This window comes from Halobacillus sp. A5 (assembly GCF_024189315.1).
Taxonomy (GTDB): Bacteria; Bacillota; Bacilli; order Bacillales; family Halobacillaceae; genus Halobacillus_A.
This window is the reverse complement of record NZ_JAIZEO010000003.1, coordinates 640,189-664,207: the sequence shown is the minus strand read 5'-3', so window position 1 is coordinate 664,207 and position 24,019 is coordinate 640,189. Positions and strand designations below refer to the sequence as shown.

Here is a 24,019-nt window from a genome sequence, read left to right as displayed (position 1 = left end):
CAACTTCTAGCTCAGTGGTTAAAACATTTGATAGCCATTCTTTCTAAGCCACCTAATTACTAAACCCGCGGCAATGGTACCTATAAACCCACTTGATAAAATAACTATATCCACAGCTTTTAAATTTGCCAGCAATCCAAGTACAGTAGTAAAGGCTTCTGAGGGATTGGTAAAGTATAAGCTGGATTTGAAATTATCGACAATAAGTAAAACGATTACGGGATAGGTGAAAGCCATGATCCAGGAAGAACGCAAAATCATATTTAATAAAAATCCAATACCAAAAAAGAGCACAAAAAACAGAAGCATGGAAACAGCAAATTGTACAATATTCAAGAGAAGATCCCCCTACTTTTAAAAAAGCAAAGACAGACCAGCTGTCTTTGCTTTTCTCATCTTCCTTTATTTAAAGAAATTCAGCTTTCCTTTTTTCAGTAGTAAACTAGGACCGCCTAGTTTAAGAAGATATCTGTTATCAATGACTTTTTTCATTGCCGTTGCAGACCACCCAAACAACTTCTTATCATCAAATACTACTCCAATGGCGTCATTATGTCCTAAAGAAGCGACTGTACCTTTCAAATCTGGTTTAAACGGTTCGATGTGGTCGTCCCCTTTCACCAGTTTTGTAAGGTTCGCTGCTGTATTTTCAGCCATTTGAATAGCGATCTGGGCTGTCGGCGGGTAAGGGCGCTCTGTTTCTTCGTTAAAGATAAGAGCACAATCCCCTACGATAAATACTTCAGGGTACTGCTTGCTTCTTAAATCCGGCTCAACCGGCATACGGCCGCGGTTTGCTTCGAATCCTGATTCTTCAACAAGAGAGTTACCTCTCACCCCTGCAGCCCATACAACTGTGTTTGTTGCAATCTCTTCACGCTGCTCATCTTTTTCAAATACCAGCTTGTTTTCAGTAACTTCTTTAATCATAGCACCAATTTTGAATTCTACACCTCTTGCTTCAAGAGAGTTCATCGCATACTCTACAAGTTCAGGATCAAACCCTGGAAGTGCTGTTGGTGCCGCTTCAACGTTAATGATACGAACTTTTTCACGGGGGATGTCATATTCTTTGCACAGTTCAGGTATGCGATTAGCAAGCTCACCTACAAACTCTATACCAGTGAATCCGGCACCGCCGACAACAATGTTCAAACGCTCTTCTTTAGGAGCGGCCTCATTATTATATTTTGCAAAGTTATATTCAATGTGCTGGCGAAGCAGACGGGCACTATTAATACTGTTAATCGTATAGGCATGTTCTTTAAGACCTGGAATTCCAAATGTTGCCGCTTCAAACCCAAGACCAATAACTAAATAATCATAAGAAAGCTCTCCGTTTTCAAGGACAACCTTCTTCTCTTCAGGAAGAATACTGGCCACTGTATCCTGAACAAAATTAACCTGACTCGTATTCACAACATCTTTAATATTGATGCGCGTACGATCATGATGAAGCGTTCCAGCTGCATTCTCATGAAGCCAAGTTGTCTGATAATGATAGCTGTGCTTATTTACTAGAGTAATATTGGCTTCATTAGGTCCAAGGCTCTTCTGTAATTTCACTGCTGTCATAATTCCGCCGTAACCAGCACCAAGAATGACAATATTAGGGTTTTTCATCCTTATCACTTCCATCTCTATTTAATTTGTTTCCTTGTGACTCGTTTCACACAATCCTGCATAAAAAAAGAGCCTGTCGTTTCGTATATATTTCTGTCACAAAATCGTTAAATGTTTTCTAGTGTCAATATTAGACGTTTTTTTTTATATTTTCAACCCTTTGTCGTTTTATCCGAAAAGTTTAAATTTTTAAACAATTAGAAAGCGCTTTCCCTTTATCTTCTCTCCTCATCGTACGCTTTTTTATGATAGAATAGAAAAAGTGTAATTTGAATTTTAATAGGGGGACAATGATTATGAGCGATAAAGTTTACGACATTACGGTTATTGGCGGCGGTCCCACCGGATTATTCACAGCTTTCTATGGTGGTATGCGCCAGGCCAGTGTTAAAATTATTGAAAGCTTACCTCACCTGGGTGGTCAGCTATCAGCTCTCTACCCTGAAAAATATATATTTGACGTTGCGGGTTTTCCAAGAGTAGGGGCTCAGGAGTTAGTGGACAATTTAAAAGAACAGGCATTAGCATTTGAACCTGCGGTATCATTAGAGCAGGAAGTTCAAACCATTGAAAGACTGGAGGACAACTCCTTTAAGCTGACAACTAACAAAGAAGTACACTATACTAAGACGATAGTGGTTACAGCCGGAAATGGAGCGTTTCAACCGAGACGCTTAAAAATTGCGGATACAGAGAAATTCGAAAATACGAACCTTCATTACTATGTAGACGACATGAATAAATTTGCCGACAAAAATGTAATGATCTGCGGAGGCGGAGATTCTGCAGTAGACTGGGCATTAATGCTGGAACCTATCGCCAAACAGGTTCATCTTGTCCATAGACGTGACAAGTTTAGAGCCCATGAACACAGCGTTGAACAATTAAATAACTCTAAGGTTAATTTACTAACGCCCTACACTCCTGAGACGATGACGGGAGATCACCGGATCAACCAAGTTGAACTTCATAAAGTAAAAGGTGATGAAATAAAAACAATTGATGTAGATGAAGTTATCGTTAATTATGGATTTATTTCTTCTCTGGGGCCAATTAAAGAATGGGAACTAGAAATTGAAAAGAACAGTATTGTAGTTAATTCGAAAATGGAAACCAACATTAAGGGGATTTACGCCGCTGGAGATATCTGTACGTATCCTGGGAAAGTAAAATTAATTGCTTCCGGATTTGGAGAAGGTCCAACAGCAGTAAATAACGCTAAAGCTTATATGGATCCAGATGCCCGGGTGCAGCCTAAGCATTCCACCAGCATGTTTTCCTAAAATAAAACTCCTCCATCCTGGAGTCAGGATGGAGGAGTTTTTTTCTTTAACAGTTTGGATCCGGCGTTCCTTCATTGGTAGCTGTTTTAAAAGAAGATCCGCAGCCGCACGATACAATGGCATTCGGATTATCGATCGTAAACCCGCCGCCCATCATATTTTGTTTAAAGTCGATTTTTGTACCTTCAATGATCGGAATATCCTGCGTTCGAATGACCACTGGAATTCCATTGTGTTCTTCTATCGTATCTAATTCTTCATTAATGTCATCTTCAAAACCCATGGCATACGACAATCCACTGCATCCGCCGCCTTTCACACCGAAACGAAGGCTGACGTTTGTAGATTCTTCTTCTTTTACCATCTGCTGAATCTGGTGATTGGCCGCATCTGTAATATTAAGAATCATGATAAGACTCTCCTTTCATTCGTTACTAAAAGTATACTAACTGTCATTCTTTTTATCAAATAAATAGACTATACTAAATAAACCTATGCAGCTGCCGCTGCATAGGTGAAAAGCCGATCTGCGCTTAAAACAGGGGGTTCTCCTCCAGGTGTTGATATATATTAGAAACAAGCTCATCAGCAGTATCAGCCATTACTCGTTCTCCGTTTACTAAAGCAAACAAACCTTGTGAACAAATGCCGCAGTGACTTAAACAGCCGTATTCCACGACATCTAAATCTGGATCTTTCTCAAGCTCTTCCATTGCTACATCAGAGCCGCTGATTAAATTGTTCACACAAAACTCAATTAATGGATTCATCCTCTCACCTCTTTAACCCGGATGAAACCCCAGTTCATACATAATAATATCATTTTTCAACATATATTGGTAAGGTTAACAAAGAATATTACGCTAAAGGGCGAATACCATTTTTTTCTAAGCTGGTATAAACGTCTTTTAATCTTGGATTACCTTCTCCCGCAATTTCGCCATTAACAAGAACTAAAGGATAAAATAAGTCATCCTCCATAATCTGGTTTACATAATCTTGATCAGACGAATCGTGTGGAGCTTTAAATATATCAACATATCGATAAGATAAATGTTCTTCCGGGTATTTTCTTCGAATTGCAGCCTGCAGCCATTCATACGTTTCCTTAGACCCTGGTGCATTTACACAGCTTGCGCACTTTTGCTCCGCTCCATAAACAGTAATTTGCACTTTATCTTTCACATGGAATCCCCCTGTTACCTTCTTTATTGATACATCAAGTTTACAAAACTTCAAAAAAAAGTTAAAATGAAAATGGTTCTCAATTTAAAATTTAGTGAGACATGAATAGATTTTTTAATAAATTCGATTTATAATAAGAATAACGAAAGGGGAAGATTGAACATGGAAGCTCAAGTTCAAGAAGTACTTAATAAACTTCGCCCATTTTTACTTCGTGACGGCGGGGACGTAGAACTTGTTGACGTTGAAGATGGCATTGTACGCCTGCGCCTTATGGGAGCATGTGGTAACTGCCCAAGTTCTACTATTACTCTTAAAGCAGGCATTGAACGTGCTCTAGCTCAAGAAGTGCCTGGGATTTACGAAGTAGAACAGGTTTTCTAAAATAGGTCTTACAGCCAATCCGTACACGTATATTGTGTACGGATTTTTTATGAATAAACGGGAGTTAATGCTCCGTTTCCAAGTAAATGACCTTCCAAATTTTTCAAACTTAATTCGATCATTGCTTCTCTCGTCTCGGTACTTGCAGAGCCAATGTGAGGCAGGCAGACGACATTGTCCATTGCAAGCAGTGGATGAGCCGAAGAAATCGGTTCTTCTTCAAACACATCTAATCCAGCTCCACGAATTTCCCCCGCTCGCAATGCCTCCAGCAAATGCTGTTCATTTACGACAGGACCTCTTGAGGCATTAACAAAGATCGCACTGTCCTTCATTTCCTTAAAAGCCTGATTATTAAATAAGTGTTTTGTTTGATCTGTTAAAGGTACAAGACATATAACGTAATCAGAGGATGCAATTAACTCTGACCACTCTTCATAGCGTATATTTAATTTCTTCTCCACCTCTTCCTTCCTTGATCTATTATAGTAAACGACGTCCATATCAAACCCTAATGCACGTTTAGCTACGGCCTCTCCTATTCGGCCCATACCAATGATACCCAACTTTTTATGATGGACATCTGAACCAGCCAGCAGAAAAGGAGACCATGGCCCCCACTCTCCGCCCTTTACGTAATCAACCGCTTCAACTATACGTCTTGCGGCAGTCAATAATAAAGTGAAAGTTAAATCAGCTGTCGTGTCTGTTAAAACCTCCGGTGTATTTGTAACTGTAACATTATACTTTTTAGCTGCCTCTACGTCTATATTGTCATATCCTACAGCCATATTGGCTACAATTCTTAAGTCTTCAGCAGAGTTTATCAGCTCTTCATCTACTTGATCCGTCAGCATAGTTAATAAGCCTTGCGCTTTCACAGCCTCATCCTCTAATACCTTCCGTGGAACAGGCTGGTCTTCACTCTCCCACATTTTAATATCAAATTGCTCCCTGAATTCTTCTATAAGGTTCTCGGGAAGTTTTCTTGTTATGAAAATATATGGTTTCTCCATGCTTTCACCTCTCTGCTTTTAATTATAGAATTCGACTAAACATAATCGTTGAAACTTAGCTGACTAGCGGCATATAAAAACATCATCCAATTATTAATATATCTTAATTATAAAGCTTTGTAAGCGGATAACACAATTTTAGAAAACTGTAATACACTTCTGGTATAATACTATTATCGCTTTTCATCTTGTAAGAAGTTTAAGTGTTGACGTACTTAAGGGAGGGCATCAGAGTGAGAGACGAAAATCGTAAAGTTAGTACGCTTGAAAAGAAAGCCAGAGACTGGCTGATAGAAAGAGGCGTGACCATAGATGATATGGCCGAATTAGTTCATTACTTACAATCTAAATATCATCCTGACTTAACAATGGAAGACTGCCGGTTTAATGTTCATCAAGTTCTGAAGAAACGAGAAGTACAAAATGCTATTATCACTGGTATCCAGCTCGATGTGTTAGCCGAGAAAAATAACCTTGAAGAGCCTCTTCAATCCACAATAGCAGCAGACGAAGGCCTTTATGGAGTTGATGAAATCATAGCGTTTTCGATTGTAAATGTGTACGGTTCTATAGGCTTTACAAACTATGGGTACATTGACAAACAGAAACCTGGCATACTACAAAAACTTAATGATAAGTCCTCCGGGCAATGTCACACATTTTTAGACGATATTGTAGGAGCTATAGCTGCTGCTGCGTCAAGCCGATTAGCTCACAGCGCTGTAGGTGACGAATATTAATTGGTAAGCCACGCAATTTCCTGCGTGGTTTTTTTTCATCATTGAAACCATTCCTTCATAACCTCGTGAATAATTGTAAGATAATAACAACAAATGAATGGATCGGAAAATGTAGCGAATGTAAAAAAAGAAATACTCGCACGTACACCCGGCTACTTAAGCTTCGATACAAGTCCATTCGTTTATACAGTAATAATTGCATTCACTGGGGATATTACTGTGAACAGGAAAAGACTGGAGTGGTCTGTAACTTATTTATTGGCATCCACCTATTGTTCACAACAATATTTTTTGGTCCTTACTTATTATAGCGTATAAAGGAGCAAGACACAGTCCACAGAGAGAATGTTCACGACCAGGCAGAGTCTGATGCTCCCCTGCAGGTAAATGAGTTATTTCCGGGCCCCAATGCCGAAACTGAGTGTTCTGGATATATACCAGGAGCTCATAAATGAATACGGAGTCAGCTTGTTTTTTACCTCACTATTCACAACTTAACCATTTTAAAAAAATTCACAAGGTAAAGCTATTAGAGCACCTTGTGGATTTTCCACTCTTCCAGGCTTCCCACTAAATAGGTGGGCTGTTGATGGTTTTCTTTAATGCTTACATACGAACTTACCCCTGTTTCCACCATTAACGTATCTACATTTGCACGTAAGCCTGCTAATATATCAGTTTGATAATTATCGCCCACCATTAAAATTTCCTCTTTAGGAACACCAAGCTTTTGAATCGCCTGCTCCATAATAATCGGCTCTGGTTTCCCTATATAAACAGGCTCTACCCCGGTACTGACGGCCACAACTGATGTTAAAGCTCCATTCCCGGGCACAAGCCCCCTTTCGGTCGGAATCGCTTTATCTTTATTCGTACTAATAAACGAGGCACCATTTCTTATTTGCAGGCACGCTTCTGCTAACTTTTCATACGTGATAAATCGGTCTATCCCCATTACGACGTAATCAGCGGAGTGGGTAACAATTTCAATGTTTTCTTTTGCTAACGCGTCAAAGAGCCCTTGTTCTCCGATCACATAGGCTTTTGAATCAGGATTTTTTGTATGAATATACCTTGCAGTAGCCATACTTGAAGTAAAGATCTGTTCTTTCTCTGCTTTTATTTGCATATCCGTTAGTTTGGAAGCAACTTCCTCGGGGTTGGAAGAAGAATTATTCGTTATAAATAAATGAGGAATGGAAAAGCGGTTTAATTCATCTATAAATTCTGCAGCACCGGCGATTCGTTCATTCCCTCTGTACATTGTGCCGTCCAAGTCAATTAGATATGCTTTATAGTTTTTCATCTTTTTCTTTATTCACTCCATCTTTTGTAAAGGCAGATACTGGACCAAGTTCCTCGTCTAAATATTCTCTTATAAGACGCGGAAATTGCTGAAGGATATCATAAACTTTCTCCCATACGGTCATAATCTCTTGATGATTCACTGTCGTGTATTGCTGGACGACAGATTTTCTTAGTCTTATGAATTCTTTATAGTTATTCATTTGGCTCATTGGCAGTACTTTTTCATCAGTGAGGATGTCAATAATATCTTCATAGCTCCCCGGATCACGCATAATAAATCCATCGATCATTTGATTCCCTGTGTCGATAATGGCTTCGATAACTACATGTGTGATGCGTTCTAACAGTAAACAATCTGCAAGTGTCTCAGTGGAATGCTTTGGCTGCTCTCCTACTATTTGTTCCATGTATTGTAAGATATTTTCAATATGCTGGCGGTTAACAAAGTACATTAAATTTCCTCCTATCACTTTATAAAATATTTGAACGAAAAGGAGTATTTAGAATGAGTGAAATTAAAGTTATTACAGATCAGCAAGAACAGGCTTTTACCCGTTTTATAAATTTCTCTGCTAGTGGAAGACGGTTTGAATTCGCCTTCTTAAAAGCTGATTACTTAAAAGAAGATACTTTAGTTGTTGACTTGCTGGGCAACCATAATTTTTCTCTGAATCATAGAACTTTACATGAAAAAGGGCACCTGGAGCAAGTATTTCATATCAGTGAGATGCAGGCCGATGAACTAAGGAACTGCCTGGATCAATATTTATAGTTCTTTTGAATAAACCTTTCTTCCCAGGTGACAATATGAACACTATTCAATCTCTTGGAAAGGAGGTTATTTATTCATGAGTAAGAAGGACAAAAAACGTTACTCAGACTTCGCTAATGTGGAAGCGCAGAGAAATTTTTTAGTACCTGAACAGCTTCCCGAAGGACCATACGGGTCACCTAGAAATAAAGACAAACCTGTTTCTAACGAGAAGAGTGCACCATGGACAGATGAACAGCGCTATTACAGTGCATTTAATTATGAGTATAAATCGCTGCATCAAGACCTGCCCAGGCGGATGCCTGGAGCACACCCTACCCACGATGAAAAAGATAAGGACATTAAACCATCTGAAGAAGAGCATTAATAATAAACCGACGTGCATTTCACACGTCGGCTTATTAATCGACTCGTTTTAATACAAAGTAAGAACAGCCAAAATTACAGTATTCATATAAATAATCTTCTAAGGTACTGATTTTTGTATCAAATGATGCCTTGTTGTTTTGATCATCATAGAATCCTTTTAAACGTAATTGACCATAACCCCAATCTCCAACGATAAAGTCATATTTGCTTAGTATATCACTAAAGCGGGCCTCAAGATCTTCCTCCTGAAACCCTTCTCTATGATCCTCAATCAATTCATAATTTTTTCCATACAGTTCGATCAATTCAATCACCTCTAACTAGTACTTAGTGTACCATATTTCCAATTGTTCAAGGAAATAGAACAGAAAAAATTGTATCAATATTGATTTTCCGTCCAAGCTAAAAGAAAAGAACGAACAAAGGATGAGAATCATGAAGATCTATCAAATGGTGATGATGTTAATAATTCCCTTTGCTTTACTCACAGGATGTAACACAGATAAAAAAGAAGGTATGGAACTGGAAAACCAAAAAGATAATGATCACTCGATCGAAGGCAACGCTATGGACAATTACAATGAACCCTCAAACAATGGGCAGGTAGGATATGTTCGCTTTCAGAAAGATCAACTGGATCAGGAGGCAGAGGCCAACCATAAAATCAAAGTGAACCGCGAACAAATAGCTGATATGATCACAAGAATGATCCTTCGTTATAAAGAGTTTGAAGATGTTGCGACGCTTGTAGCTGATGATGAAATACTTGTCGCCTATCAAGCTCCCGAAGATAAAAGTCGTGATGAAGCAGCAGATATGGTAAAGAAAACGGCTTACTCCCTCGTTCCCAGCTTTTATCATATATATGTATCCGATAACCCTGCAGCTTTTGGAGATATACAGAGCCTGAGTAACTCCACGGTATACGACGAGAATTATAGTGAAGGGGTAGAACGCATCGTTGAAAAGATGAAAGAATCTCCTCAAGGAAATATTAATAGTGAAAATATAAAAGAAAATTAATTTAGGCGATAGGAGGACGGAGAACATGCGGAAGGTGTTTAGTTTATTTTTTGTATTTATTGTGTTTTGTTCTATACCTGCCCCTCCATCTAGTGCATCTATTGAGCAGGAAGATATAGAACGCACTTCCATATATAAAAAAACCGCTGCCGTTACCGGGATTCCCTGGACGTATCTGGCTGCTGTAGATCAATACGAGCGACAAATACACGATAATCCTCCTAAAGGAAGGGTAACTGCTTTCCGTCCGGATCCTTTATTTTGGAATGGCATTGATACGGAACCTTCTTTTTTCCCTCAAGGATGGGGAGATACAGGAGATGGGAATAAGAAAGTGGATATGACAAACGACGAAGACATTATGTGGAGCCTGGGAAAATATCTTCAGTCATACGGTACTTCAGAAGAGGATATACGAATTGCCTTATGGAATTACTATAAACGGGATTTAACTGTACAGACAATCATGAATACAGCAGAAGTTTTTGAAAAGTTTCAAACTGTTACTTTAACAGACAGAGATTTTCCGCTCCCCATTACAGCGAATTTCACATATCACAATACGTGGGGAGACGCCCGAGGATTTGGAGGGCGCCGCGTTCATGAAGGAACGGATATTTTTGCAGATTACGGGGTACCCGTGCACTCCACTACTTATGGAGTAATTGAAATGAAAGGTTGGAATGAGTTCGGAGGCTGGAGAATTGGCATCAGGGATATATATAATATTTACCATTACTACGCTCATTTAAGTGGATTTGAAGATGACAAAAAAGTGGGTGACGTGGTCAAGCCAGGAGATGTAATCGGTTCAGTTGGATCAACGGGATATGGACCACCAGGAACATCTGGAAAGTTCCCCCCTCATTTACACTATGGCATGTATCAGGATAATGGAAAAAACGAATGGTCATTTGACCCTTACCCTTACTTAAAAAGATGGGAACGGATGGTTAGGAATAATTAAGCGCCGCACAAAGTGCGACGCTATTTTCATAATTATGATTGTTTTGACTTCCTTACTGCGTTCATGATACTCGCAGCAAGTCCTCCCCATATCACGACGATTCCAATAACCATCATAGCAATTGCACCTGCTGTCATATCACTCTACCTCCTTGTGTTGTTCTTCAAGTGCTTTGGAGTCCCAGCGTTTTATAGTCATTAAGAAACCAACTACCAATGCGAATGCTGCGACAGCCCATCCACCGAATAAGATAAAAGTATCTCCATACCCTTCATAGTTACCGGTTTCCGTATCAAACTCACCAAGTATATTCTGTTTGAAAAGATCGAACATCATATATCCCAGCACGATTGGTGTAATAAATCCGAGGCAGATCTTCCACCAACCGCCAAGGTGCAAATCAGAAATTCCATTTGCGTGAGTCTGGAAATCATTAAGACTACGAACAAACCATGCGATAACGACAACTTCAACTAACCCGACGAAGGCTACCCCGAACTGATTAATGAAGTAATCGGCAGCGTCTAAGAAGTATAAACCACCCTGTGTTGCAAAAAGAAGAGAAATAACAGCAGCGACTCCGCCTCCTAATCCAACTGCTGCTTTTCTAGACAAACCAAATTTCTCACTCAGTCCTGCAACATATGTCTCAGAAATAGAAATTAATGAAGACAATCCTGCCAGAACTAAAGAAACGAAGAATAAGAAACCAAACAGCCCATTTAAAGCAGGGAATTCATTAATAATCTGCGGGAAGACAACAAAGGCAAGCCCCACGCCTCCACTTACGACTTCCTCTACAGGGACGTTAACTTGAGATGCCATAAAACCTAATGCAGCGAATACACCGATACCAGCCAGAAGCTCAAAGCTGGAGTTACTAAAACCGGTAATAAAAGCGTTATTCGTGATATCTGATTTCTTTGGAAGATAGCTGGAATATGTGATCATAATCGCAAATGCAATGGAAAGACTAAAGAAAATCTGTCCATAAGCTGCGACCCAAACACTTCCAGAGGTAATGGATTCAAAATTCGGCTCAAAGAAGCTTTGCAGACCTTCCGCCGCACCAGGCAGCGTGACTGCCCGTATTACGATGATTAAGAACAAAACTACCAGAGCAGGAATAAAAATCCTATTTGCCACTTCTATTCCCTTCTTCACACCTTTAAATAAAATCCCCAGTGTGATGACCCAAACAGCTATAAGCGGGATTAAGACACCAGGTACTAAGCTTCCTGCTTGACCAGGATCTACGGATAAATTCAAATACTCACTAAACAAGAAGCCTTCCGTGTCTTCTCCCCAGGATAGGTTAAAGGCAAAAATACTATACGAAATTGCCCAGGCAATAATGACGGCGTAATACGTTGAAATCACAAATGCAACGAGAACAGCCCACCATCCAAGCCATTCTGTCTTCTTATTCATACGGAAAAATGAAAGCGGTGCTGACCCACGGTACTTATGACCTAGAGTAAATTCCATGACCAGTAACGGGATACCAGCTGTTAAAAGAGCAAATAAATACGGAATGAAGAATGCGCCACCACCATTTTCGTAGGCGACTGAAGGGAATCGCCAGATGTTACCAAGTCCTATTGCAGACCCGACAGCGGCCAGAATAAACCCGGCTCTTGTCCCCCATTGTGCACGATTTTCCATGTGATAGACCTCCCTTAAAACTATTCTCTTCCTTTTATATTATGAGCTTGTATAGAAGAGAATGTTTCAAATTTTTTACTTTATTCAGAATATTTCTGTTTTATTATAACCGCATGGTATAGGGTTGTCAAAGTAATATTATAAAATTATTAAATTTCCATTAAATTCAAAAAAAAGAACAAAGAAGTACTTTAGTCGCACTTCTTTGTTCTGTTATTTCACTTTTAAATTTAAGTCCGGCGATTGAGTAAATGAATCGAAATACCCACTACAAAAACGACGGCCAGTGTTAATAGTAACGGAAGCATTACCTGGCCGGTCAGCCCTAACAATAAATAACCTATAGACGCTCCCAATGCGGCAATCAACGCATAAGGAAGTTGAGTTAAGACGTGATCGATGTGGTTTGCCCCCGCACCTGTTGAAGAAAGAATGGTAGTATCAGATATAGGAGAACAATGATCTCCAAACACCGATCCAGCCAACACTGCAGCCAGTGCAGGCAGGACAAGATTAACGTCAGTTACTGCAGCAATTTCTCCTGCAATTGGAAGCATAATTCCAAATGTTCCCCAGGATGTTCCTGTGGACAAAGCCATAAATCCAGAAACGATAAATAATAAAAACGGTAAATAAGCAGTATCTATAGATGATTGTGTCACCCGTTCAGCCAAATATTCTCCTGTCTCAAGCTGCCCGATAACATCACCAATCATCCAGGCAAAAACGAGAATATAAATAGCGGGCAGCATTGCTTTAATACCTTCAAAGGTTACATGACTGAGTCCCGATTTAGGCTTCGGCTGTTTTATATACAATACTGCAGCCAATAAAACAGAAGCCAGACCGCCGATAAATAATGAAATGTTGACGTCGGTATTCTCAAAGATATCTAAAATATTTGTTGACCCATCTCCATTTTGAATTCCTGTAACAATCATAGCCGCTATTGTACCAACAATTAAAGCCACAATAGGCAGAACAAGATGCGCAATTGTGCCATTGTTATGTTCTTTAAATTCATCATTTAAATCTCCGGGAACATTTCCTTTATCAGGATTCGTAACTTCTCCTGTTTCTAATGCCCGATTTTCATGCTTCCTCATAGAACCAATATCAAGCTTTAAGAAAATAGTTAAAAAGACGAGCAATAATGCGGCAAACACATAAAAGTTTGCTGGGATCATTAAAATAAATGCTTCTAATGCCTGATAATTTTCAATTCCATTGTCTGCGAGAATATACCCGATTGTTCCTATTATATAAGCTCCCCAGCTGGAAATAGGCGAAATCACCGTAATAGGCGCAGAAGTAGAATCAATATAATAAGCAAGCTGCGCCCGGGAAATTTTATGACGATCTGTAACTGGACGAGCAACCTGCCCGACGGCCAGTGCATTAAAGTAGTCATCTATAAATATCAAGATACCTAATAAAGCCGGGACCAGTTTCGCTCCCTTTCTCGTCTTAATTCTCTCTATAGCCCAGCGGCCAAATGCACGACTTCCTCCTGAAGCGGTCATAAAGGCAGTGGTGATACCTAAAAGCACCAGAAATGTTAGTAAATACAAATTACCGGTATTAAGTTCACCTTCACTGTAAAAGATCGTAGAGAACGTTTCCCAGATGAGTACGAAACCTTCCCCTAAATTAAATTGTGTCAGCATAAATACACCGACAATTATACCAACACCCAAAGATAAAATAACTTTTCTTGTGGCAATCACAAGAATCAGCATAAGCAGGGCTGGAATAAGTGAATAAATTGTTCCTTCCATAATGTGGTTCCCCTCCGTTATTCTTTTAATGAAAACGGGGTGTGTGGAAAGCTACTTTTATTAAAATGAGGGATGAAAAAGTGGAGCACATCTATTCGTGCTATCGCTCTTGCAGCAGATAAAAAAGCATACAAAAAGACAATGATAGAAAATAACCTATCATTGCCTTAACAGCAATTTGATTATCCTCCATTTCGATCAGTAGCGCACCATGCACCCAAATTGATTGCATGACAGTATATCTCTTCTTCAGACATATACCAGATTAGTTAAGCTGACGACTTAAATAATCTTCGGCAAGTCTCCCCTTTCTTCATGTGATCTTAGCTGTCCACTCCCACTGAATACTAATGAAGCCTGCACCTCTACCTCACCGATCTGATAAGGTCACGCATATTTAATTCTTTCACATTTTAACAGGTGAATGTTGTTATTGCAAGGGATCCATAGGATATGAAAAATTTGGCGGCTCGCCTGTTTCTCCTGTTTCATTAAAGAATTGAGGCACTTCTCCCATAATAGTACTTGAATCAATAGGAATGTCGTTTTCTACTACAGTGGTTTCTGTAGAAAAAGGAATCACCACACGTAAACTTACTGTAAAACTGATTGATAGCTGGAAATGAGCTGAATTAATGCCGTACTCCGTGATCTCATTTTTGAATTCAGACTGAACATCCCCAATAACTCGAAGCTGAACAGGAACTTTGGGACCTAAGTTTGACAGGATAGAGTTGTTTGTAGCTAAACCCACTGGGATTTCAATAAGAGTGGCCGGCTCCTCCCCCATCTCTTCTGTACTCTCTTCATTTGGAAAAATATCAGCATCGAGAGAAGTATCTTCAAGTGGAAGTTCATTTAGCTCCATCCGTTTCAAGAAGTTCTGCACCCGTAAAGTAGTATTTCTCAGTGTTCTATTGACAACTACAGAATTCCAGCCCATGTATACAACATTACCTTCATTGTCTTTCTCCATTCTAATTAAATCTTCAAATTGCAACTCTTCCGAAATCTGTTTACTAACCGCCTCGTTAATAGCATCCCTCGCTAATTGCTGGGCTTTAGTCTCAGCTATTTCTTCTAATGTAGGGGTTATGCCGCGATCAATGATAATTAAACAAATTCCAGTAAAAAGAATAAAGAAGATCAAAGTCCAGAGGATACGTTTACCAAATGAAGGTGGATTCGCCTTGATTTTCCCCATAAAACAACCCCTCCTGCCCTATCTATATGATAAGCCGGAGGGGTTTAAAACTAACTTAACGAAGTTATAAGACAGCCTGTGATTTTTCTCATCTTACACAAAAAATCCGTTTTCTAATTTTAAGGAGATATTGAAGCATTGATTTATTTATACGGGTACCAAATTGGTATTTAATCTTATATTTTTTTTATAGCCTGTGCTAATAAGTCCCGCAATAGCTCAGGCATGAAATATTTTTTGTTTTTGGCATAGGCTATCTCAGGAAACAAGCGGCCAAAAGTGAACGTATCAGCTGTACCGAGACTATACACTTTTTCACGGTCAATCGGACTCCCTTTTATCGTCACTTCCCGGACTCTTTCTTCTCCATCTTCTCCAATAGACGTGCTAATTTCAATCCCTGTAAATATCATTCTGCCTATTATTTCGCCTCGAAAGCCTAAACCCTTCAATCGAATTTCAGTAAGTTTTTTTGTATGGCCCACACGAATAATCTCCAGCAGCTCGTCTCCTGTAACCTCTACTTTACACGGGTTCATCGGGTGCGGGCAGATTCGGTGTATATCTTCGTGCGTCACATCACCGGTATTCAGGTGATCCAGAAGAACACCTGCGTTAAGCATAGCTACATCTGAACTTGTCCACTCCTGCAGTTCTTCCGTTAACCGTCTCATAAGCAATGTATCTTTAAACCATGCAACCTGTAAAGATCGATCAAGACTAGTCACATTAGTTTGTAAGTGCTGCAGTGCCTTATTCTTCATCTCCTCAACATCAGCTGAGACAGTATAGTCTTTGGTTAAATTTTCTGTTGTCACAGCATAAGCTTCCTTTGCGGACAATTGCCTGTTTTCATGATCCCATTCTAAGAAAGCTTCACCAAGATGTGTGCCATGTTTTCCAACAGCCGTTAATAAAGTATTTCCATAATGCTCCCCATTTTGAAACAGATGGTGGGTATGTCCGCCAATAATAAGGTCTACTTCCGGATAATTCCTGGCTATCTCTTCATCGTCATGAATTCCTAAATGGGAAAGTACCACAATAATATCCGCACTCTCACACATTTCATCATAGTATTTATCTAATGCCTCGTAAGGAGAATAGATGTCCCATCCCAGCAGACGGTAAAACGTTTCGAAGGGTGCAGTTAAACCTATAACAGCAACCCTGGTGCCTAGAGCCGTCTCTTTTATAGTATAAGGAAGCAGCCAGTCAGGCTGTGGTCCATTTACAGAACTTAAATTTGCACATATCACCTTAAACTTGGCTTCATTATACAATTCATACAAGTCATCATAAGAAAGTGTAATTCCCTCATTATTTCCAAGCGTGGCCAAGTCGTAACCAGCTGCGTTTAATAGTTCAACATTCCCTTTTCCCATTAATCCTTCTGTAATAGGGTGAAATCGATCAGCATGATCTCCATTATCGAGCAGCCAGAACGTCTCTTTCTTTCTAATATGCTTTTTCTTTTTTTGATTAAAATAACCTACAATCTGCGGCCAATTCTCGAAATGGCTATGTAAGTCGCTCGTATAATAAAGAAAAATCTTTTCCTTCATTCTCATTCTCCTTATCCTACGCCTTGCCAGATTAGTCGTATCCCAATTAATATGAGCAGCACTCTTAAGAACCATTCTACAGATTGACTGTTTAAGTTACGATTGACAGTTGCTCCTACTGTCCCTCCAATGTAGGCTCCTGGAATAAAGAGCAAGGTCTGTGCCCAATCAACGTTTCCGAGGAAGATGTGGGCCGATGAGCTGGTAATACTGGCAAAAAAAATCATAAACATAGATGTGGCGGTAGCTATGTGAGGGGGAATTTTAAAGAGTAAGATCAGCGCCGGTACAATTAAGGAGCCGCCTCCAATACCAAGCAGTCCCGAGAGTACACCGACTAGAAATGCGAAAGCTACACTCATAACAACTGGTACGCGATAAAAGAAAGTTTGTCCATTTATCTTCTTCTCTCGAGGAATCCCTCCTGTGAAAGGAGTTCTCTCACTATCTCTAGGCAGAAAGAAGACTAAGGAGACGCCGATCATTACAATTCCAAACAATAAAGCAAATACATCCGTCTGGAAAAACTGATTCAGCCATGAGCCAAATAAACCTCCAGGAATGCTGCCACTCATTAAAAGAAAACCAACCTTCAAGTCTACACGGTTATGTTTCAAGTAGGATACAGCGGAGGAAAAACCTGTAAAGATCATTACTACTAGTGAAATGCCCACAATGGTCTGGGGTGTTACCCATTGAAAGGATTCAAGCTGGCCCCCTAAAAACAAAAGGACAGGTACAAGAATTACTCCTCCTCCTAATCCCGCTATACTGCCAATAAAAGCAGTGATAAATCCGATAAATAACGAAAGTGCAATTAACATATTCAGCCTTCTATCTATATATAAGATATTATTATACTATCACGTTTACTATGCGGAATTCATCTCAGGTTTTTCTACTCATAAAAAAGACGCGCAAGCGGATCTCCACTTGCACGTCTTTTAATCGTCTTAACCGATGGAACCTTCCATTTCGAATTTAATGAGGCGGTTCATTTCGACCGCATATTCCATAGGAAGTTCTTTAGTAAATGGTTCAATAAAGCCCATTACAATCATTTCAGTAGCTTCTTCTTCTGATAAACCACGGCTCATCAAGTAGAATAACTGTTCTTCTGAAACTTTTGATACCTTCGCTTCGTGCTCTAATGAAATGTTTTCGTTCATTATTTCATTATAAGGAATTGTATCAGAAGTGGACTCATTGTCCATAATCAGTGTGTCACACTCAATATTTGAACGGGCACCTTCTGCTTTTCTGCCGAATTGAACAATCCCGCGATACGTTACTTTACCTCCATGTTTTGAGATGGACTTAGAAACGATCGTTGAGGATGTGTTAGGAGCAAGATGGTGCATTTTCGCCCCGGCATCCTGGTGCTGTCCTTTTCCAGCAAGTGCAATGGAAAGTGTCATCCCGCGGGCACCTTCGCCTTTAAGGATAACTGAAGGATATTTCATTGTGAGCTTGGAACCTAAGTTACCGTCCACCCATTCCATAGTAGCATTCTCGTCTGCTACGGCACGTTTCGTAACCAGGTTATACACATTGTTAGCCCAGTTCTGAATCGTTGTATAACGACAGTACGCGTTCTTTTTAATGAAGATCTCAACTACAGCACTGTGAAGTGAACTTGAAGAATAAGTTGGTGCTGTACATCCTTCAACATAGTGCACAGAAGAACCTTCATCCACGATGATTAACGTACGTTCAAACTGACCCATGTTTTCAGAGTTAATTCTGAAATATGCCTGCAGAGGGGTTTCAACTTTCGTATCTTTTGGTACGTAAATGAAAGATCCACCTGACCAAACTGCAGAGTTCAAAGCAGAGAACTTATTATCAGATGCTGGAATTACTTTCGCAAAATATTCCTTGAACAGATCTTCATTTTCTTTCAGGGCAGTATCTGTATCTTTAAATACTACACCGAGATCTTCGAGGTCTTTCTCCATGTTGTGGTAGACCACTTCAGATTCGTACTGTGCAGAAACCCCGGCAAGGTACTTCTGTTCTGCTTCAGGAATACCTAATCGGTCAAAAGTATTTTTGATCTCTTCAGGTACTTCATCCCAGGAGCGCTCAGAACGCTCTGATGGTTTTACATAATACGTAATTTCATCAAAGTCTAATTCTGAAAGGTCACCGCCCCATTGAGGCATAGGCATTTTATAGAATTGTTCTAAAGCTTTCAAGCGGAAGTCAAGCATCCACTTTGGCTCTTCTTTATAATCAGAGATCTGTTTAACGACTTCAGCTGTTAAACCTTTTTGAGTACGGAAAATAGAGACATCTTTTTCGTGAAACCCATATTGGTACTCTCCAACTTCTGGCGCTTTTTTAGCCATTGTTAAATACCTCCTTTTGGTATATCAAGCAATTATGCATTATCTTCGACACCTTTTTCCATTGCCTTCCATGCTAATGTGGCACATTTTATTCGGGCAGGAAACTTGGCAACACCCTGGAGGGCTTCGATATCCCCTAAGTCAAGGTTATCATCATCTACCTCATTACCCAACATCATTTCAGAAAAAATGTGTGACATCTTAAGAGCATCATCTACTGACCTTCCTTTAATCGCCTGTGTCATCATAGATGCGGATGACATGCTGATTGAGCATCCTTCTCCATCGAATTTCGCATCCTGTACGACATCGTCTTCCACCTGCAGCTGCAGCTGAATTCGATCGCCGCACGTAGGATTATTCATATCAACAGTCAAATGGTCACCTTCTACAGAGCCGCGGTTGCGCGGATTCTTATAGTGATCCATGATAACTTGACGGTATAGCGTATCCAGATTATTAAAAGACATCGCCAAAATACTCCTTTGTTGTTTGTAATCCTTGAACGAGGCGATCTATATCTTCTTCTGTGTTATACAGGTAGAAGCTCGCTCTGGCTGTCGCTGTGACTTCAAGCCATTTCATAAGCGGCTGGGCACAGTGATGGCCGGCGCGTACTGCTATTCCTTCAGCATCGAGTACTGTAGCCACATCGTGTGGGTGTACATCAGAAATATTAAAAGTCACTAAGCTCGCACGCTCTGTGGGACCATAAATGGTCAGGCCGTCAATCTGGCTCATTTTTTCCAGGGCGTATTGAGCCAGCTTGTGCTCATGAGCTTCAATTTCTTCTAAGCCGACGTCATTTAAGAAGTCAATAGCTGCACCAAGACCTACGGCACCAGCAATTATAGGAGTGCCACCTTCAAACTTCCAGGGCAGTTCTTTCCATGTGGAGTCGTAAAGGTTAACGAAATCAATCATTTCTCCCCCAAATTCTACCGGCTCCATATCTTTTAACAGCGAGCGTTTACCGTGAAGAACCCCGATCCCTGTAGGTCCGCACATCTTGTGACCCGAAAATGCATAAAAATCACAGTCCATGTCTTGAACATCAATTCTCATATGGGGTGCACTTTGTGCCCCATCTACAAGCATAACTGCATCATGGTTATGAGCAATTTCAGCAAGTTCTTTAATCGGATTAATTGTTCCTAACACATTGGAAACATGCATGACGGCCACAATCTTAGTCCGATCTGTGATGGTTTGTTCCGCATCTTTTATCGATATCGTGCCATCAGACTGTAACGGCATATACTTCAAAGCAGCTCCTGTTTCTTTTGCAAGCTGCTGCCAGGGAATAATATTACTATGGTGCTCCATAGGAGTGATAACTATTTCGTCACCTTCTGTTAAATTAGCACGTCCATAGCTCGCAGCAACTGTATTAATAGAAGTCGTAGTTCCTCTTGTGAAAATAACTTCCTGAGTACTTGCCGCATTAATAAAACGTCTAACTTTTTCACGGGCGCCTTCATATTCGTCAGTTGCTTTCGTTCCTAAAGTATGGACACCTCTATGCACATTGGAGTTGTATCCACGATAATACTCATCCAGCTTTTCAATGACCTGTTTTGGCTTTTGAGAAGTTGCAGATGAATCCAAATATACAAGTGGATGGCCGTTTACTTCCTGATGGAGAATTGGGAAAGCATCACGAACAGCTTTTACATCCATTAATATACTTTCCTTTCAATCAGCTGACGAAGCTGCTGCTTAACAGCTTCAATTGGAAGCTGGTTTACGACAGGTGCTAAAAAGCCGTGAATGATTAAACGCTCCGCTTCAAACTTAGAAATTCCGCGGCTCATTAAATAGAAAAGCTGCATAGGGTCTACACGTCCAACAGAAGCAGCGTGGCCCGCTGTTACGTCGTCTTCGTCAATTAACAGAATCGGGTTGGCATCACCTCGGGCATCTTTGCTCAACATCAGTACACGGGACTCTTGTTCCGCGTTTGACTTGGATGCTCCGTGTTCAATTTTACCAATTCCGTTAAAAATACCGCTGGATTTGTCTTTCATTACACCATGCTGAAGAATATAGCCATCTGAGCCTTTTCCGAAGTGGGTAATGTTTGCGGTGAAGTTTTGTTTTTGCGCGCCGCGGCCGATAGTTACAGTCTTAGCTTGAGATTGGGAATTATCACCGATAAGGTGGGTAATATTTTCTGAGACTGTGTTCCCTTCATTCATTAAGCCAAGAGCCCATTCGATTACAGCATCACGGTCTGTTACACCACGGCGGTTTGCATATACGGTTGTCCCTGCTTCAAAATTATCTACTGCACCAAATGATACCTTGGCGCCTGCTTTCGCGAACACTTCAGTAATTGTATTAGCAGAAGTCTTCTCTTCTTTATTATCTGACGTATAGTTTTCAACATACGTAACAGAACTATTCTCCTCTGCAACCACCAGTACGTGATTAACTAAAGCTGCTTCCGGATCTTCCTGCCAGAAAATGGTTTGAAGAGGTTCTTTAATCGTTACATTTTTAGGAACGTACAGGAAAATCCCGCCGTTCATCAATGCCGCATGTAATGCTGTAAGCCTGTGCTCATCCACATGAACAGCTTCCGTCATATAATATTTCTCAACTAAATCGCTGTGATCGCGGATCGCTGTTTGAATATCAGTGAAAATAACCCCCTGCTCTTCTAAGCTTGAATCAAGATTAGAGAAGGCAACAGAGTGGTTTCTCTGCAGGATTAAGTTCTGCTGCTCTTTATCCTGATCTAACAGGTTGAGCATTTGCTCAGGAAGGTCCTGAATGGAGTTAATTGCTTCACCTTCTACATGGTGTTTGAATTCAGTAAAGTTCCAGTCTTTAATATTTGTTTTATCAGGCTTAGGCATTTCTAAAGATTCTGCTTTATCCAGCGCATTAAGACGAAGACTCGTCATCCAGTCTGGTTCATTTAAGCCTTGAGAGAAATTTGAAACATAATCTTTATCGTATGGTAGTGAGACTTTTACAGTCATTGTATCCCTCCTATCTCTGTTACGCTTTTTGACTGATCGTTTCGTCTTCGATGCCAAGCTCCTGCTTAATCCAGTCATAACCTTCTGCTTCCAGGCGTTCAGCTAATTCAGGCCCGCCGGATTTCACTACGCGTCCCTGCATCATGACGTGAACTTTATCAGGAGTAATATAATTTAATAGACGTTGATAGTGAGTAATTGTTAAGCAGCCAAAGTTTTCACTGCGCATTTCGTTAATACCTTTAGCAACCACTTTTAATGCATCAATATCAAGTCCAGAGTCAATCTCGTCAAGAATAGCAATAGCCGGTTGAATCATCATTAGCTGCAGAATCTCATTGCGTTTCTTCTCACCGCCTGAGAATCCTTCGTTCAGATAACGCTGCGCCATATTTTTGTCCATATCAAGAGTATCCATTGCTGCATCCATTTCTTTAATAAATTTCATTAAAGAAATCTCGTCGCCTTCTTCTCTATGGGCATTTATAGATGAACGTAAGAAATCAGAATTCGTTACGCCGCTAATTTCACTTGGGTACTGCATTGCAAGGAAAAGACCAGCCTGCGCGCGCTCATCAACTTCCATTTCAAGCACATCCTCGCCATCAAGCAGAACCTGTCCCTGAGTAACTTCAAATTTAGGGTGACCCATAATTGCTGAAGCTAAAGTTGACTTACCTGTTCCGTTAGGTCCCATAACTGCGTGGAATTCTCCACCTTTTACAGTAAGGTTTACACCTTTTAAGATTTCCTGACCTTCGATTTCTACGTGAAGATCTTTAATTTCAAGAGTTGATCCTGCCATAAATAATACCTCCAGTATCTATTTTATTTCTTGCTCTGGTTGAATTGGATCAAAAACCATTCTCAATTTATTCTCATTACAATCTTATATCATTTCGAAACTGATATCAACTGATTTCCTATGGTTCGACACCAGTCAACAATTGTAAAAATGCAAAGAATGACCAACCTTTTTTCTTCTTTATAATAATAACAAAATTATCAAGAATAAAAAAATCGGATAACTTCAAGTTATCCGATTCCTTTTATCTAATTATTTATAAATTTGACGACCTACTTCTGAAACAAATTTCTGACTGCGTTTGAATTCTTTTTCCCGTTCTTTTTCAACCTTCATCATCTGGTCTAAGCTATTTGCATATTCAGCATAACTCATATTATGTGTCTGGTGCATAGCCTTTTCCATATCCGGAGTGTAATTCAAAGCTAAATTGTCAGTAATAATAAATCAATCCTTTCAGATTTTTTACACAATTCACTTTACCATAGATTGGCATTTGCTCCAAACCTTTTATACAGCTTTTCTGTAAGTTTATACAGTTTTCACACCTATTGTAAGCGGTTGTATCTAAATAATTAATCTATTTACTTTCATTTTCTTTAATTTCCTATCTATTTAATCAATGGTGATTCAAATCTGTAATGGATTCTTGTACCAAGGTGACAGCCTGACTGAGCGCCGCCCCTCCTCCAAAAGCGGCTGCTACTCCGCAGGCCTCCATTAACTCTTCTTCTGTGGCGCCTTGATCTATACAGCCTTTTGTATGATACACAATGCAATATTCATCCTGAGCAACAACACTTATACTCAATGCAATCAGCTGTTTATGCTTTTTAGAAAGTTCTCCATCTCTAAAGCATGCCTCTGAAAATTCACTAAATGCATGGGACACGTGCGGCATTTTTTCTGAAAAGACACCCATGCCATGCTTATATTCCTGCAGGTAAGCCTCAGCCAAATTTATATCCTGGTTTTCTATTTCCATGATTCGTCT

At 40.0% G+C, this 24,019-nt stretch carries 29 protein-coding genes and 1 riboswitch; of the genes, 7 read left to right on the top strand and 22 right to left on the bottom strand.

From position 1 onward, the window contains the following. Positions 1 to 18: 18 nt before the first annotated feature. Positions 19 to 336, bottom strand: coding sequence for a YuiB family protein (locus tag LF822_RS15105; RefSeq protein ID WP_253924890.1), 318 nt, complete (start codon positions 334 to 336; stop codon positions 19 to 21). A gap of 66 nt (positions 337 to 402) precedes the next feature. Further along, entirely contained in the window at positions 403 to 1,623 is a 1,221-nt protein-coding gene (locus tag LF822_RS15100) for an NAD(P)/FAD-dependent oxidoreductase (protein ID WP_253924889.1), read from the bottom strand. Positions 1,624 to 1,913: 290 nt separating this feature from the next. Between LF822_RS15100 and LF822_RS15095 the strand changes: the two genes are divergently transcribed. Further along, positions 1,914 to 2,906, top strand: a complete 993-nt coding sequence (locus LF822_RS15095; RefSeq protein WP_371925916.1) for an NAD(P)/FAD-dependent oxidoreductase — start codon at positions 1,914 to 1,916, stop codon at positions 2,904 to 2,906. Positions 2,907 to 2,952: 46 nt separating this feature from the next. Here the strand turns inward: LF822_RS15095 and LF822_RS15090 are convergent, their stop codons facing one another. The 3 genes from LF822_RS15090 to LF822_RS15080 form a co-directional block, all read right to left on the bottom strand. Next, complete coding sequence (locus LF822_RS15090) at positions 2,953 to 3,315, bottom strand: HesB/IscA family protein (RefSeq protein ID WP_253924887.1); 363 nt, start codon at positions 3,313 to 3,315, stop codon at positions 2,953 to 2,955. Positions 3,316 to 3,439: 124 nt separating this feature from the next. Beyond that, positions 3,440 to 3,676: a YuzB family protein gene (locus LF822_RS15085; RefSeq protein WP_253924886.1), complete on the bottom strand. Its 237-nt coding sequence runs from the start codon at positions 3,674 to 3,676 to the stop codon at positions 3,440 to 3,442. An 88-nt stretch (positions 3,677 to 3,764) separates the two neighbouring features. Then, positions 3,765 to 4,091, bottom strand: a complete 327-nt coding sequence (locus LF822_RS15080) for a YuzD family protein (RefSeq protein ID WP_253924885.1) — start codon at positions 4,089 to 4,091, stop codon at positions 3,765 to 3,767. Positions 4,092 to 4,253: 162 nt separating this feature from the next. Here LF822_RS15080 and LF822_RS15075 point away from each other — a divergent pair, with 162 nt between their 5' ends. Continuing rightward, on the top strand, positions 4,254 to 4,475 hold the full coding sequence (locus LF822_RS15075) for a NifU family protein (RefSeq protein ID WP_101843185.1): 222 nt from the start codon (positions 4,254 to 4,256) through the stop codon (positions 4,473 to 4,475). A gap of 47 nt (positions 4,476 to 4,522) precedes the next feature. On the opposite strand, the gene LF822_RS15070 is transcribed toward LF822_RS15075, so the two are convergent. After that, positions 4,523 to 5,491 (bottom strand): 2-hydroxyacid dehydrogenase, encoded by a 969-nt coding sequence (locus LF822_RS15070; protein WP_253924884.1) that lies wholly within the window; start codon positions 5,489 to 5,491, stop codon positions 4,523 to 4,525. 233 nt (positions 5,492 to 5,724) lie between these two features. Here LF822_RS15070 and LF822_RS15065 point away from each other — a divergent pair, with 233 nt between their 5' ends. Next, positions 5,725 to 6,231 (top strand): phosphatidylglycerophosphatase A family protein, encoded by a 507-nt coding sequence (locus LF822_RS15065; RefSeq protein WP_253924883.1) that lies wholly within the window; start codon positions 5,725 to 5,727, stop codon positions 6,229 to 6,231. A 529-nt stretch (positions 6,232 to 6,760) separates the two neighbouring features. Here LF822_RS15065 and LF822_RS15060 read toward each other — a convergent pair. Continuing rightward, a complete protein-coding gene (locus LF822_RS15060; RefSeq protein WP_253924882.1) occupies positions 6,761 to 7,537 on the bottom strand; it encodes a TIGR01457 family HAD-type hydrolase in 777 nt (258 codons plus the stop codon). Next, entirely contained in the window at positions 7,524 to 7,991 is a 468-nt protein-coding gene (locus tag LF822_RS15055; RefSeq protein WP_253924881.1) for a DUF86 domain-containing protein, read from the bottom strand. The genes LF822_RS15060 and LF822_RS15055 overlap by 14 nt, the downstream gene beginning before the upstream one ends. A gap of 53 nt (positions 7,992 to 8,044) precedes the next feature. Between LF822_RS15055 and LF822_RS15050 the strand changes: the two genes are divergently transcribed. Further along, the gene (locus LF822_RS15050) at positions 8,045 to 8,311 is read left to right on the top strand and encodes an SAV0927 family protein (RefSeq protein WP_253924880.1); all 267 of its coding nucleotides are present in this window, start codon (positions 8,045 to 8,047) and stop codon (positions 8,309 to 8,311) included. A gap of 76 nt (positions 8,312 to 8,387) precedes the next feature. Then, on the top strand, positions 8,388 to 8,678 hold the full coding sequence (locus tag LF822_RS15045; protein WP_253924879.1) for a cytosolic protein: 291 nt from the start codon (positions 8,388 to 8,390) through the stop codon (positions 8,676 to 8,678). Positions 8,679 to 8,712: 34 nt separating this feature from the next. Here LF822_RS15045 and LF822_RS15040 read toward each other — a convergent pair whose 3' ends face one another. Then, positions 8,713 to 8,985: a YutD family protein gene (locus LF822_RS15040; protein ID WP_253924878.1), complete on the bottom strand. Its 273-nt coding sequence runs from the start codon at positions 8,983 to 8,985 to the stop codon at positions 8,713 to 8,715. A gap of 130 nt (positions 8,986 to 9,115) precedes the next feature. Here LF822_RS15040 and LF822_RS15035 point away from each other — a divergent pair, with 130 nt between their 5' ends. Further along, a complete protein-coding gene (locus LF822_RS15035) occupies positions 9,116 to 9,703 on the top strand; it encodes a YhcN/YlaJ family sporulation lipoprotein (RefSeq protein WP_253924877.1) in 588 nt (195 codons plus the stop codon). Positions 9,704 to 9,728: 25 nt separating this feature from the next. After that, the gene (locus tag LF822_RS15030; protein WP_253924876.1) at positions 9,729 to 10,670 is read left to right on the top strand and encodes a M23 family metallopeptidase; all 942 of its coding nucleotides are present in this window, start codon (positions 9,729 to 9,731) and stop codon (positions 10,668 to 10,670) included. A gap of 32 nt (positions 10,671 to 10,702) precedes the next feature. Here the strand turns inward: LF822_RS15030 and LF822_RS15025 are convergent, their stop codons facing one another. The 13 genes from LF822_RS15025 to LF822_RS14970 form a co-directional block, all read right to left on the bottom strand. Next, positions 10,703 to 10,807, bottom strand: coding sequence for a methionine/alanine import family NSS transporter small subunit (locus tag LF822_RS15025; protein ID WP_253924875.1), 105 nt, complete (start codon positions 10,805 to 10,807; stop codon positions 10,703 to 10,705). A gap of 1 nt (position 10,808) precedes the next feature. Beyond that, positions 10,809 to 12,335 carry a sodium-dependent transporter gene (locus tag LF822_RS15020; RefSeq protein ID WP_253924874.1) on the bottom strand — a complete coding sequence of 509 codons (1,527 nt, stop codon included), beginning with the start codon at positions 12,333 to 12,335 and terminating at the stop codon, positions 10,809 to 10,811. 230 nt (positions 12,336 to 12,565) lie between these two features. Beyond that, the gene (locus tag LF822_RS15015) at positions 12,566 to 14,113 is read right to left on the bottom strand and encodes a Na+/H+ antiporter NhaC family protein (RefSeq protein WP_253924873.1); all 1,548 of its coding nucleotides are present in this window, start codon (positions 14,111 to 14,113) and stop codon (positions 12,566 to 12,568) included. Between the two features lie 194 nt (positions 14,114 to 14,307). Further along, positions 14,308 to 14,489: riboswitch (Lysine riboswitch) on the bottom strand. A gap of 54 nt (positions 14,490 to 14,543) precedes the next feature. Next, a complete protein-coding gene (gene yunB, locus LF822_RS15010; RefSeq protein ID WP_253924872.1) occupies positions 14,544 to 15,317 on the bottom strand; it encodes a sporulation protein YunB in 774 nt (257 codons plus the stop codon). 176 nt (positions 15,318 to 15,493) lie between these two features. After that, complete coding sequence (locus tag LF822_RS15005; RefSeq protein WP_253924871.1) at positions 15,494 to 16,882, bottom strand: bifunctional metallophosphatase/5'-nucleotidase; 1,389 nt, start codon at positions 16,880 to 16,882, stop codon at positions 15,494 to 15,496. A gap of 11 nt (positions 16,883 to 16,893) precedes the next feature. Further along, on the bottom strand, positions 16,894 to 17,706 hold the full coding sequence (locus LF822_RS15000) for a sulfite exporter TauE/SafE family protein (RefSeq protein ID WP_253924870.1): 813 nt from the start codon (positions 17,704 to 17,706) through the stop codon (positions 16,894 to 16,896). A gap of 129 nt (positions 17,707 to 17,835) precedes the next feature. Further along, positions 17,836 to 19,233, bottom strand: a complete 1,398-nt coding sequence (sufB, locus tag LF822_RS14995; protein ID WP_253924869.1) for a Fe-S cluster assembly protein SufB — start codon at positions 19,231 to 19,233, stop codon at positions 17,836 to 17,838. Positions 19,234 to 19,265: 32 nt separating this feature from the next. Next, a complete protein-coding gene (sufU, locus tag LF822_RS14990) occupies positions 19,266 to 19,703 on the bottom strand; it encodes a Fe-S cluster assembly sulfur transfer protein SufU (protein ID WP_253924868.1) in 438 nt (145 codons plus the stop codon). After that, positions 19,693 to 20,913 carry a cysteine desulfurase gene (locus tag LF822_RS14985; protein ID WP_253924867.1) on the bottom strand — a complete coding sequence of 407 codons (1,221 nt, stop codon included), beginning with the start codon at positions 20,911 to 20,913 and terminating at the stop codon, positions 19,693 to 19,695. The genes sufU and LF822_RS14985 overlap by 11 nt, the downstream gene beginning before the upstream one ends. Continuing rightward, positions 20,913 to 22,220 carry a Fe-S cluster assembly protein SufD gene (gene sufD / locus LF822_RS14980; RefSeq protein ID WP_253924866.1) on the bottom strand — a complete coding sequence of 436 codons (1,308 nt, stop codon included), beginning with the start codon at positions 22,218 to 22,220 and terminating at the stop codon, positions 20,913 to 20,915. The genes LF822_RS14985 and sufD overlap by 1 nt, the downstream gene beginning before the upstream one ends. A gap of 19 nt (positions 22,221 to 22,239) precedes the next feature. After that, positions 22,240 to 23,025, bottom strand: a complete 786-nt coding sequence (gene sufC, locus LF822_RS14975) for a Fe-S cluster assembly ATPase SufC (protein WP_253924865.1) — start codon at positions 23,023 to 23,025, stop codon at positions 22,240 to 22,242. 252 nt (positions 23,026 to 23,277) lie between these two features. Then, positions 23,278 to 23,418 (bottom strand): YuzK family famiily protein, encoded by a 141-nt coding sequence (locus LF822_RS23250; RefSeq protein WP_483867092.1) that lies wholly within the window; start codon positions 23,416 to 23,418, stop codon positions 23,278 to 23,280. Between the two features lie 226 nt (positions 23,419 to 23,644). Beyond that, on the bottom strand, positions 23,645 to 24,010 hold the full coding sequence (locus LF822_RS14970) for a carboxymuconolactone decarboxylase family protein (RefSeq protein ID WP_253924864.1): 366 nt from the start codon (positions 24,008 to 24,010) through the stop codon (positions 23,645 to 23,647). Positions 24,011 to 24,019 lie beyond the last annotated feature (9 nt).